Annotated in this window: 12 protein-coding genes; 7 read left to right on the top strand and 5 right to left on the bottom strand. The window is 37.6% G+C overall.

Going from position 1 to position 12,210, the window contains the following annotated elements; all coding sequences use genetic code 11:
- Positions 1–13: 13 nt before the first annotated feature.
- The 4 genes from nrdR to yfbR are packed head-to-tail and all read left to right on the top strand — an operon-like array spanning position 14 to position 3,226.
- Positions 14–463 (top strand): transcriptional regulator NrdR, encoded by a 450-nt coding sequence (gene nrdR / locus ACFSAV_RS05695; protein ID WP_379097236.1) that lies wholly within the window; start codon positions 14–16, stop codon positions 461–463.
- Between the two features lie 2 nt (positions 464–465).
- Positions 466–1,599, top strand: a complete 1,134-nt coding sequence (ribD, locus tag ACFSAV_RS05690) for a bifunctional diaminohydroxyphosphoribosylaminopyrimidine deaminase/5-amino-6-(5-phosphoribosylamino)uracil reductase RibD (protein WP_379097233.1) — start codon at positions 466–468, stop codon at positions 1,597–1,599.
- Positions 1,593–2,621, top strand: a complete 1,029-nt coding sequence (degS, locus tag ACFSAV_RS05685; protein WP_379097230.1) for an outer membrane-stress sensor serine endopeptidase DegS — start codon at positions 1,593–1,595, stop codon at positions 2,619–2,621. Before ribD ends, degS begins: the two co-directional genes overlap by 7 nt.
- 2 nt (positions 2,622–2,623) lie before the next feature.
- Complete coding sequence (yfbR, locus tag ACFSAV_RS05680; RefSeq protein ID WP_101774848.1) at positions 2,624–3,226, top strand: 5'-deoxynucleotidase; 603 nt, start codon at positions 2,624–2,626, stop codon at positions 3,224–3,226.
- A 37-nt stretch (positions 3,227–3,263) separates the two neighbouring features.
- On the opposite strand, the gene ACFSAV_RS05675 is transcribed toward yfbR, so the two are convergent.
- Positions 3,264–4,046: a TOBE domain-containing protein gene (locus tag ACFSAV_RS05675; RefSeq protein WP_379097227.1), complete on the bottom strand. Its 783-nt coding sequence runs from the start codon at positions 4,044–4,046 to the stop codon at positions 3,264–3,266.
- 140 nt (positions 4,047–4,186) lie between these two features.
- On the opposite strand from ACFSAV_RS05675, the gene modA reads away from it, so the two are divergent.
- From modA to modC, 3 genes are all read left to right on the top strand, one after another.
- A complete protein-coding gene (gene modA / locus ACFSAV_RS05670; RefSeq protein WP_379097224.1) occupies positions 4,187–4,951 on the top strand; it encodes a molybdate ABC transporter substrate-binding protein in 765 nt (254 codons plus the stop codon).
- Between the two features lie 152 nt (positions 4,952–5,103).
- Complete coding sequence (gene modB, locus ACFSAV_RS05665) at positions 5,104–5,793, top strand: molybdate ABC transporter permease subunit (RefSeq protein WP_379097326.1); 690 nt, start codon at positions 5,104–5,106, stop codon at positions 5,791–5,793.
- The gene (modC, locus tag ACFSAV_RS05660) at positions 5,780–6,835 is read left to right on the top strand and encodes a molybdenum ABC transporter ATP-binding protein ModC (RefSeq protein ID WP_101774851.1); all 1,056 of its coding nucleotides are present in this window, start codon (positions 5,780–5,782) and stop codon (positions 6,833–6,835) included. The genes modB and modC overlap by 14 nt, the downstream gene beginning before the upstream one ends.
- 168 nt (positions 6,836–7,003) lie before the next feature.
- On the opposite strand, the gene dnaJ is transcribed toward modC, so the two are convergent.
- From dnaJ to dnaK, 4 genes are all read right to left on the bottom strand, one after another.
- On the bottom strand, positions 7,004–8,122 hold the full coding sequence (dnaJ, locus tag ACFSAV_RS05655; protein WP_379097222.1) for a molecular chaperone DnaJ: 1,119 nt from the start codon (positions 8,120–8,122) through the stop codon (positions 7,004–7,006).
- Between the two features lie 170 nt (positions 8,123–8,292).
- Positions 8,293–9,561 (bottom strand): O-acetylhomoserine aminocarboxypropyltransferase/cysteine synthase family protein, encoded by a 1,269-nt coding sequence (locus tag ACFSAV_RS05650; protein ID WP_379097219.1) that lies wholly within the window; start codon positions 9,559–9,561, stop codon positions 8,293–8,295.
- Positions 9,562–9,645: 84 nt separating this feature from the next.
- On the bottom strand, positions 9,646–10,044 hold the full coding sequence (locus ACFSAV_RS05645) for an effector binding domain-containing protein (RefSeq protein WP_379097216.1): 399 nt from the start codon (positions 10,042–10,044) through the stop codon (positions 9,646–9,648).
- Positions 10,045–10,167: 123 nt separating this feature from the next.
- Positions 10,168–12,072, bottom strand: a complete 1,905-nt coding sequence (gene dnaK / locus ACFSAV_RS05640; RefSeq protein WP_379097213.1) for a molecular chaperone DnaK — start codon at positions 12,070–12,072, stop codon at positions 10,168–10,170.
- Between the last annotated feature and the right edge of the window lie 138 nt (positions 12,073–12,210).

Below are 12,210 nucleotides of genomic sequence, written 5' to 3'. Positions count from 1 at the left end.
GCAAGGAGACACTATGCATTGCCCTTTTTGTTCTACAGAAGAAACTAAAGTGATTGACAGTCGTTTGGTGTCTGATGGTTATCAAGTCCGTCGTCGTCGTGAGTGTGGAAATTGCCATGAACGTTTCACTACTTTTGAAACCGCAGAATTAATCGTACCAAAAATTATTAAAAATGATGGTACTCGCGAACCTTTTAATGAAGATAAATTACGGCGTGGTATCCAACATGCTTTAGAAAAACGACCAGTCAGTGCAGATGATGTTGAACAAGCGATTAGTCATATTATGCACCGTTTAAGAGCAACGGGTGAGCGTGAAGTGCCAAGTAAATTAGTAGGTACTTTAGCGATGGAAGAATTAAAAAAACTAGATAAAGTCGCTTATATTCGTTTTGCGTCAGTCTATTTAAGTTTTGATGATATTAAACAATTTAGTAAAGAAATTGAGAATTTAAGAGATTAAAGATGAGCGAATTCAGCGTACAAGATGTTGCGTTTATGCAAATGGCATTAGATCTTGCGCAGCAAGGACAATTTACGACCACACCTAATCCTTCTGTGGGGTGTGTTCTTGTCAAAGCTGGACGCATTGTTGGAAAGGGTTTTCATTTTAGGGCTGGAGAGCCACATGCGGAAGTGATGGCGTTGCGAGAAGCGGGTGAAAATGCACGTGGTGCGACTGCTTATGTGACTTTAGAGCCTTGTTCTCATTTTGGACGTACTCCACCTTGTGCGAAAGGGCTAATTGAAGCGGGTGTTGTTAAAGTAATTAGTGCTATGCATGATCCAAATCCACAGGTTGCAGGCAAAGGTTTGCAAATGTTAGCTGAGAATGGCATTGAAAGTGCGGTCGGTTTGTTAGCAGAAAAAGCAGAATGGCTTAATCGTGGTTTTTTAAAGCGAATGCGTACAGGAAAACCTTTTGTGCAATTAAAAATGGCAATGAGCTTGGACGGGCGTACGGCACTAGCTAATGGCGAAAGTAAGTGGATTACTAACGCGTTATCTCGTGCTGATGTACAAGTAGAGCGAGCTAAAGCATCGGCAATTTTATCTGCCAGCCAAACAGTGATTGCAGACGATCCTTTGCTTAATGTGCGCTGGGAACAGTTACCTGAACCAGTTCAGCAAGCTTATTCAGTAGAAAATTTACGTCAGCCAGTACGTGTGATTTTAGATTCACAACACCAAGTTACATCGACAAAACGTTTATTTAAGATTGATGCACCAGTTTGGTTAGTGAGCAAAACAGCACGAGATCTTGCAGATTATCCGGTTTTCTGTAAACAGATTCTGCTAGCAGATACATCACATTATTTACAAGATCTCATGTTTGAATTAGGTCAGCGTCAAATAAATACAGTATGGATTGAAGCGGGTGCGACTTTGGCAGGGGCATTAATTGAACAGAATTTAGTGGATGAGTTAATTATTTATACTGCCCCCAAATTGCTTGGTGATGAGGCAAGAGGGTTGTGTAAACTTCCACATTTAACTCAACTTGCTGATGCGACGTTATGGAAATTACATTCCATTGAGCGACTTGGTGATGACATCAAATCCATTTATCATCCAATAGTTATGGAGCCAAAATGTTAAGAAAACTTATTCGTTCGGCAGTAATTGGTTTAGCCTGTGCGTTATTTATTTTAGTTGCACTGCCGAATTTGAATCATTTGAATTTTTTCCAACCTGAACCTATGTCTTTTAAAGAAGCGGTTCGTATTGCTTCGCCAGCTGTAGTGAATGTATATAATCGTGCATTTTCCTCAAATAGTCGGGATCAACTTGAAGTAGGTAATTTAGGTTCAGGTGTCATTATGTCAAAAGATGGTTATATCCTGACAAATAAACATGTGATTCAAAATGCGGATCAAATTGTTGTAGCACTGCAAAATGGGCAGCTTTTTGATGCAAGTTTGATTGGTTCAGATAGTTTAACTGATTTAGCTGTATTAAAAATTCGGGCAGATAATTTATCCACAATTCCGCAGAATCCCAAACGTCAAGTACATGTTGGTGATATTGCTTTAGCCATTGGTAATCCTTATAACTTAGGGCAAAGTGTTTCACAGGGGATCATTAGTGCGGTTGGACGTAATGCTGTGGGTGATTCTGTTGGGCGTCAAAACTTTATTCAAACCGATGCTTCAGTCAATCGCGGTAATTCAGGTGGTGCACTGATTAATTCATTAGGCGAGTTAATTGGGATTAATACCTTGAGTATTGGTAAAACCTCTAATGAGATCGCAGAAGGGTTAAACTTTGCGATTCCAATTGAGCTGGCTAATGATGTGATGAAAAAAATTATTCGTGATGGACGAGTTATTCGAGGTTATTTTGGAGTACAAAGTGATATTTTCTTTAGCAATGGGCAAGGCGTAAATATTGAGAAAGGTATCTTGATTACCAATGTCAGTCCAGATAGCCCAGCAGGCAAAGCAGGTGTGAAAGCAGGAGATATTATTTTGAAAGTAGGTGATGTGGAGGCAATTTCACCAGCACAAATGATGCACGTTATTAGCAATACCCGCCCAAATACAAAATTGAATGTTGTCATTTTACGCTTAGGTAAACAAATTGAGCTACCTGTAGTGATAGAAGAGTATCCAATTAATTAACTATGTCAGAAATCAAAATTCAAACTAGCCACTTTTTTGCATGTTTAGATCGATTGAGATTAATTCAACGTTGGTCTTTAATGCGTAATCTTGAAAAAGAAAATTTAGCCGAGCATAGCTTACAGGTGGCTTTTGTGGCGCATACTTTGGCACTGGTCAAAAATAAGTTTTACCAAGGCAATGTCAATCCTGAAAAAATTGCTGTCATTGCCATGTATCATGATACTTCGGAAATTTTTACTGGTGATTTGCCGACACCAATTAAATATTTTAATGCGGAAATCACACAAGCTTATAAACAAATTGAAAATGCGGCTGAATTCCATCTGCTTTCTTTATTACCAGAAGCATTACAGTCAGAATTTGCTCTTTATCTCAATTCGCAAGCAATTTCAGCAGAAGAAAAACATATTGTAAAACAAGCTGACTTGATTTGCGCCTATATAAAAGCACAATTTGAACTTGAAAATGGCAATCAAGAGTTTAAAGCTGCAAAAGTGCGGTTAGAAAAATTAATGAATCAATGGTATAGCCAGGAAATGGATTATTTTATGCAAGTATTTATTCCAAGTTTTGGAAAGTCTATTGATGAAATTGCTTTATAAAGAAAGGGCAGATTATTTCATCTGCCCTGAATATTTTTTAGTAAAGTGTCGCTAAGATAATTTGTTCGGGATCGATGTAAAGCCAAACTTGTTCATTAACTTTTACTTGATTTGTTTGAGTTGAAGTTGCACAAAATTCAATATCTTCTTTACCTACAGTTAAAATAATTTCTTCCATTTCTCCTTTGTCAGTAATCTCTTTGACCTGTGCAGGAAATATATTGAGCATATTTTCAGCTGGTGCATGACGTTGAATTTTAACCCATGGCGCTTTAATCATCATCATGACTTCTTTACCCAAAACGAGTTTCAAACGCACCACGCTTTTTTCAGTGATAGAAACAGTTAAATGCTGTGGAAGACCTTGGATTTCAATATCCACAAAACAATGAATATTTTCATGACGTAAATTCGCTATTTTGCCAAAGAACTGATTACGCGCACTACTTTGTAATGAAAATCTTGCTGTTGCATGTAATACGCTGTCTAACGGTAAACTTTCATCTTGTAAAATATGAAAAGCTTTTTCTTGTGTTTTTTCCAATAAATCATAAAGTTGTAATAAACGTTGAGCGTAGACGGTTAATTCTGTTCCTCCACCATTTTTACCACCAACATTGCGCTCAAGTAGTGGTTTAGGGCTAATATCGTTCATCGCCGCTAAATGATCCCATGCACTTTTATAACTTACTTTAGCATTTTTTGCGGCTTGATTAATGGAGCCACATTTTTGAATTTCTTTTAATAAACGTACTCGTTTAGGATCAACAAAAAGTTGTTGTTGTAATTTGATGGTGAGTAAAATTTCAGTATTTAACATCATTTTCTCCAGTATCTGCGCCAAACTTTGATATCTCTCACATTTTAAAGGAAAGTCTATTTTTTATATAGTATTTCTTTGTTAAAACATTGTATAATTTTTTACATAATGTTTTCTTATCAATAAATGGAGCGATTTCTATGTTCAAATTAAAAACAATCTCGAGTTCACTTGTGCTAGCATGTTTCGTATTTTCTGTTTCTGCACAAGCTAAAGTGACTGTTTTTGCTGCTGCATCAATGACAAATGCGTTAAATCAAATTGCGGAAGACTATAAAAAAGTTAAGCCAGAACAAGAGCTGGTTTTTTCATTTGCATCTTCATCAACATTGGCAAAACAAATTGAACAAGGGGCGCCAGCAGATATTTTTGTTTCTGCAAATACAAAATGGATGAAACATTTGTCAGAGAAAGAATTGACAATCAAAGAAACAGAAAAAGTATTAGTTGGTAATGAGTTAGTCTTGATTGCACCACAATCAAGTAAGCTAAATGATGTTGATGTAGCGAAAGGAGAGTGGGTTGCTGAATTAAAAGATAATTTCTTATCTGTTGGCGATCCTGATCATGTTCCTGCTGGACAGTATGCAAAAGAAGCATTAACTCATTTAAAGCTCTGGGACAAAGTTGAAACAAAATTAGCACGGGGTAAAGATGTGCGTGCGGCATTAGCTTTAGTTGAGCGTACGGAGGCGCCTTTAGGTATTGTGTATAGTACTGATGGTAAAGTGAGTAAAGGTGTAAAAATTGTAGGTGTATTTCCAGCTGATTCTTATAAAGCGATTGAATACCCAGTTGCTTTGTTGAAAGACCATGATAATGCAGACAGTCGTGCTTTCTTAACATACTTAGAATCTGCTGAAGCAAAAAAAGTGTTTGCAGATTATGGTTTCGCCGTGAAGTAATTTTTCATATACAATAAACAGGGACGCTAATTACGCGTCCCTCTTCTTTTACCTGTATAAAGTGCGGTCTATTTTGAGCAAATTTCAATGATAATGACGTTAAAGGATTGGTCTTGTTTACTCAACTTCTCATGGCTCTTGGTCTAAGTACGATGGAAATTCAAGCAGTTAAATTGAGCTTGAGTGTTTCTGTGAATGCGATTTTATGGAGTTTACCTCTTGCAATTTTAATTGCTTGGCTGCTTGCACGTAAAAACTTTTATGGTAAATCTATGATCAGTGGGGTGATTCATTTACCTTTAGTTTTACCACCAGTTGTGATTGGCTACTTATTGCTAGTAGCAATGGGGCGAAATGGTTTCATTGGTAAGTATCTATATAGTTGGTTTGGCTTTTCTTTTGCATTTAGTTGGAATGGCGCTGTATTAGCTGCTGCGGTTGTGGCATTTCCTTTAGTGGTACGTGCAATCCGCTTATCGCTCGAAAGTATTGATGTGAAACTAGAGCAAGCAGCACAAACTTTAGGCGCATCAGCGTGGCGTGTTTTTTTTACAATTACGTTACCGCTTTCGTTACCCGGTGTATTAGCGGGTGTTGTACTTGGTTTCGCACGTTCATTAGGTGAGTTTGGGGCAACAATTGCTTTTGTATCAAATATTGCAGGAGAGACGCAGACAATTCCACTGGCGATGTATACTTTCATTCAAACACCAGGGGCGGAAGAACAGGCAGCAAGATTATGTATTTTCGCGATAGTTTTATCGTTAATTTCGCTACTTTTATCTGAATGGCTAGCGAAAAATATGCAGAAAAAATTGGGGCAAGGCAATGTTACACATTAATGTAAAAAAACAATTGGGTAATTTTGTCCTTGAAGCTGATTTAGCTATTCCTGCGCAAGGCGTTACTGCTATCTTTGGTTTATCTGGTTCAGGTAAATCTTCTTTAATTAATTTAGTCAGCGGCTTAGTTAAGCTTGATCAAGGAAAAATTTCTTTAAATCAGCGTGTATTAGTGGATACTGTCAACAATATTTGCTTACCTGCTTATCAGCGTCATATTGGTTATGTATTTCAAGATGCGCGTTTATTTCCACATTATAGTGTGAAGGGTAATTTGCTTTATGGCGTAGCAAAATTTGATCAGCAAGAGTTTGATTATATTGTTGAGTTATTAGGTATTGCGCATTTATTAAAACGATACCCGATCACTTTATCTGGTGGCGAAAAACAGCGTGTTGCTATTGGACGTGCATTATTGACCAAACCTGAAATTTTGTTGATGGATGAACCTTTGTCAGCGTTAGATCTGCCTCGTAAACGTGAATTAATGACTTATCTTGAGAAGCTATCAAAACAAATTCAAATCCCTATTTTATATGTAACACACAGTCTAGAAGAATTATTACGATTAGCGCAGCGAGTAGTGTTACTTGATGAAGGAAAAGTTCGAGCTTATGACTTATTAGAAAATATTTGGGAAAATCCTTTATTTTTACCATGGAAATTAGAAGATGAGCAAAGTGCGGTACTTTCTTTACCCGTTTCACAGCATAATGCAGATTATCAAATGACCGCACTCGCTTTGGCACAACAGCAAATTTGGATTAAAGCCCAAGACTGTCCGATTAGTGAAAAAATGCGTATTTGTATTAAAGGATCTGATGTTTCGATCAGTTTATTAATGCCAGAAAAAACCAGTATTCGTAATATTTTGCAAGGTAAAGTGCGTAAAATTGTACAAAGTGAAAATCGAGTGGATGTGCAAATTGCACTAGACGATAAAATTATCTGGGCAACGATTAGTAAATGGGCATTTAAAGAACTTGACTTGCAGCTTGAACAAACCGTATTTGCGCAAGTAAAAGCGATTTCGGTAGTTTGAACAAAAACATAAAGCCAGACAAGTAAATAGGGGATTCTACTTTAGGGTATTTCGAGGTCTTTTCGCTAACATAATATGAGTATTACGGCTACTTTAGAATAAAAATACATAAAAAACAGACCGCACTTTATTGCTAAAAAAGTAAAGTGCGGTCTGTTTTAGAGACATTTACTTACCTAAATTATCAAAGAAGTTTTTTACACCATCAAAGAAGCTTGATGATTTAGGCTTGTGATTGGAACCTTCTAGGCTTTCTTCTAATTTACGCAATAATTCTTTTTGTTCTTCGTTTAGTTTAACAGGTGTTTCCACAATGATTTTGCAGATTAAATCGCCTGCATAGTTGCTACGTGTTGAAGTCACACCTTTACCACGCATACGGAATAATTTCCCTGTTTGCGTTTCTGCTGGAATTTTAAGTTTTACACGACCATCTAAGGTTGGTACTTCAATTTCTCCACCTAATGCTGCCATCGTAAAACTCACGGGTACTTCACAGTATAAATTATTGCCATCGCGCTCAAAAATATGGTGATTGCGTACATGAATAACCACATATAAATCGCCATTTGGTGCACCATTTTCACCTGCAGCGCCTTCACCTGATAAACGCAATTGGTTACCTGTATCTACCCCAGCTGGAATTTTGACTGAAAGATTTTTCTTTTTATGAACACGTCCATCGCCATGGCAAGATTTACATGGCTTCTCGATTTTTTTCCCTGAGCCATGACAAGTCGGACAAGATTGCTCTGTAACAAAGAAACCTTGTTGACGACGGATACGACCTGCACCATGACAAGTTGGGCAAGTTTCTACTTTAGAGCCTTTTTCTGCACCAGAACCATCACAACTATCACAATGTGCAAGTGTATTAATTTGGATATCTTTAGTGGTACCGCGTACGGCTTCTTCTAGGCTAATATCAAGATCATAGCGCAGATCATCACCACGTACGACACGTTGGCGACCACGACCACCACCAAAAATATCACCAAACATATCACCGAAAATATCGCCGAAGTCAGCACCACTAAAACCGCCACCACCGAAGCCACCTTGCTCAAAAGCAGCGTGACCGAATTGATCATAATTAGCGCGTTTTTGCTTATCGCTTAATACTTCATAAGCTTCTTGGATTTCTTTAAATTTTTCTTCGAGTTCTTTGTTGCCTTGCGTACGGTCAGGATGGTACTTCATCGCCAATTTTTTATAGGCACGCTTGATTTCTTTTTCATCTGCACCACGTTCAACACCGAGAACCTCGTAATAATCTTTTTTTGCCATAATGTTTACTGTTTCCGTTTATTTTACTACTTTAAATCGAATGGATTTTGTTATCTGTCAGGAATAATTTATGTGCTATTTCTGATTTTTAAAGAGATAAGCTAATATTTCTTGATAAAAAATATGAACTTATTGCTTTTAATTGAGGGCAGAAAAAATCTGCCCTAATATTAATTAGTTGCCGCAAATGCTTGTTCTAAATCGGATAAAATATCTTTAATACTTTCTATACCACATGAAAGACGAATTAATCCGCCAGAAATACCCACTTTTTCTAATTCAGTTTCTGCTAATTGGCGATGTGTTGAGGTCGCTGGGTGTAACGCACAAGTACGAATATCTGCTACATGGACTTCACGAGAAACTAATTGCAATGCATTTAACCATTTTGCTGCTGTTTCTCTACCACCTTTAATTTCAAAAGAAATTACACCACATAAACCATTTGGTAAATATTTTTGTTTTAATGTGTAATCTTGTGAACTTATTAAACCAGGGAAACTTACTTTAGCTACTTGTGGATGTTTTTCCAAGAACTCAGCCACTGCTTGTGCATTTTCATAATGACGTTGCATACGCACAGCTAAGGTTTCCATCCCTATATTGAGTAGAAAACTATTTTGTGGAGCTGGTGTGGCACCTAAATCACGCATTAATTGTACACGTGCTTTCACTATATAAGCAGAGGAACCAAAAGTTTCGGTATAGACTAACCCATGATAAGTTTGATCTGGTGTGCTTAATTGTGGAAATTTACCATTAGCCCAATCAAAATTACCACAATCGATAATCGCACCACCGAGTGCAATAGCATGCCCATCTAGGTATTTAGATGTACTATGAATAATCACATTAGCGCCAAATTCAATTGGGCGACAGAAATAAGGTGTGGCAAAAGTATTGTCTACTAATAATGGCACCTCTGCTGCTTTTGCTAAAGCTGCAAATTTGTCAATATCCAATACGCGCAATGCCGGATTTGCAATAGTTTCTGCAAATACCGCTTTTGTATTGGGACGAATAGCTTTTTTTAAGTCTTCCAGCGGTAGATCTTGATCGACAAAAGTGACTTCAATCCCCATTTTTTTCAACGTATGAGCAAATAGATTATAAGTACCACCATACACATAAGTAGAGGAAATGAAATGATCGCCTGCTTCAAGAATATTTAACATGGCATAAAAAATTGCTGCTTGCCCCGAAGCAGTACACATCGCTGCAACACCACCTTCTAATGCAGCTAATTTTTCTTCCGCTGCATTGGTGGTAGGATTGGAAAGACGAGAATAGAAATAGCCCGATGCTTTTAAATCAAATAGCTTGCCAATTTCTTCTGCTGAATCATAAGTAAACGTTGTGCTTTGTACTATTGGATGCACACGTGGTTCGCCATTTTTAGGAGTATAACCAGCATGAAGACATTTCGTTGCAAATTCCATTGTGTGTTCCTTTTGGGTGATGTTATTGTTTCGAGGCGTAAAGTGCGGTCAGTTTTGACAAAATTTTGATCACACTGTATTTGCTTAACAATGTGGTACAACGGAAATATGAATCTCTACTGCACCATTAGGTGCATACCTTTCAAAATCCACATGATAAGCACGTTTAAGCAAACCTTGCTGTTCTTTTTTCCAAATGAGCTGCCAAGTTTGATAAACTTCATCTGCTTTGCAACGAAATACTTCATAGAAACTCAGATCTTCAATTTCAATAACAGGGAAATTTGTCTTTATTGCCTTTTCAGTCGCAATCGCAAAATCATAGCCAGCTTGATAATCTGCTGTATAATTAAAATAAACACCGTAACAGTATTGATCTTGTGGTAATAATTCAAGATTGTTTTGCCATGATATTGGAATAATATCATTTGCAATTTTGTTATTAAGGCGTTGTTGTGCGATAGGGTAGAGTATCAGGGACATTCATTCTCCACATTTATTTTTCCTCACATTACTTTTACGAATATAAAGTGAGGAAAAATAGCGTATTAATTAATATACCGAAAGGGCGTATCGCTACGCCCTTCGATTTTAATCAGTGTGAAATTATTTGTTATCTTTCACTTCTTCAAATTCAGCATCAACCACATCATCATTTGGTTTTTCGCTTTGTGCTTGTTGCGGCTGCGCATCAGGCTGTGGCTGAGCCGCTTGCATGAGCTTTTCAGAAACTTGAATCAATGCTTGAACTTTCGCTTCAATTTCCGTTTTATCTTCACCTTTCGCTGCAGCTTCTAAGTCTGCTACCGCTTTTTCGATTGGTGCTTTATCCTCAGCAGATAATTTATCGCCCACTTCGCTTAATTGCTTACGAGTGCTATGAACTAAATGATCTGCTTGGTTACGTGCTTGCACTAACTCTTCAAATTTACGGTCAGCTTCAGCGTTTGCTTCTGCATCACGAACCATTTGTTGAATTTCTTCATCTGTTAAACCAGAAGAAGCTTTGATTGTGATTTTTTGCTCTTTGTTTGTCCCTTTATCTTTCGCTGATACATGGATAATACCATCTGCATCGATGTCGAAAGTGACTTCAATTTGTGGCATACCACGTGGTGCAGGATTGATACCTTCTAGGTTAAATTGACCTAAAGATTTGTTATCTGCCGCACGTTTACGTTCACCTTGAAGGACGTGGATTGTTACCGCACTTTGGTTATCTTCTGCGGTTGAGAATACTTGCGATTTCTTAGTTGGAATCGTAGTGTTTTTCTCAATTAAAGTGGTCATCACACCGCCCATAGTTTCGATACCTAATGAAAGTGGAGTAACATCTAATAACAATACGTCTTTTACATCACCTGCTAATACACCACCTTGTACTGCAGCACCGATAGCAACAGCTTCATCTGGGTTCACATCTTTACGTGGTGCTTTACCGAAGAAAGCTTCAACTTTTTGTTGTACTAGTGGCATACGAGTTTGACCACCAACAAGGATCACATCATCAATTTGTGACACGCTTAAACCTGCGTCTGCTAGTGCAACTTTGACTGGTTCTAGTGAACGAGCAACTAAATCTTCAACCAATGATTCTAATTTTGCACGCGTTAATTTAATGTTTAAATGTTTTGGACCTGTTGCATCTGCAGTGATGTATGGAAGATTAACATCTGTTTGTTGTGCAGAAGAAAGTTCAATTTTGGCTTTTTCACCTGCTTCTTTCAAACGTTGCATCGCTAATGGATCGTTGCGTAAGTCAACACCTTGTTCTTTTTTGAATTCTTCAACTAAGTAATTAATGACGCGGTTATCGAAATCTTCACCACCTAAGTGTGTATCACCGTTAGTTGCTAATACTTCAAATGTTTTCTCACCACCGACTTCATCAATTTCGATGATAGATAAATCGAATGTACCACCACCTAAATCATAAACGGCGATAGTTTTATTACCTTGACCTTTATCTAAACCATAGGCAAGTGCCGCTGCCGTTGGTTCATTAATAATACGTTTTACTTCTAAACCAGCGATACGACCTGCATCTTTAGTTGCTTGACGTTGTGCATCATTGAAATACGCAGGTACAGTGATAACAGCTTCAGTAACCGTTTCACCTAGGAAATCTTCTGCTGTTTTCTTCATTTTTTTCAATACTTCAGCAGAGATTTGTGGTGGTGCCATTTTTTCGCCTTTTACACCAACCCAAGCATCGCCGTTATCAGCTGCTACGATTTCAAATGGCATGATGTTAACATCGCGTTGAACTTCTTCATCTTGGAAGCGACGACCAATTAAACGTTTAATTGCAAATACGGTATTTTTCGGGTTAGTGACAGCCTGACGTTTTGCTGGTTGACCTACTAATGTTTCATTATCTTGAGTATATGCAATGATTGACGGAGTGGTACGATCACCTTCTGCATTTTCAATAACGCGTGGTGTACCACCATCCATTACTGCTACACAAGAGTTTGTTGTACCTAAGTCAATACCAATGATTTTTCCCATTTTGTTTCTCCTAATAAATTCGTTAATTCGATTTGCTCTTCCAAAATAAGGATGAAATTTTGCATTTCAAGTGATGGAAAGAAAAATTTTTCATGTTAATTGTTTCACTTAAAGTGCGGTCATATTTTGTTGAGTTTG

Origin of the sequence: Pasteurella oralis, assembly GCF_042681465.1 — a bacterium.
GTDB classification, from domain to species: domain Bacteria; phylum Pseudomonadota; class Gammaproteobacteria; order Enterobacterales; family Pasteurellaceae; genus Pasteurella; species Pasteurella oralis.
Note: the sequence above shows the minus strand (reverse complement) of the source record. Positions and strands in the feature narration are given on the sequence as shown.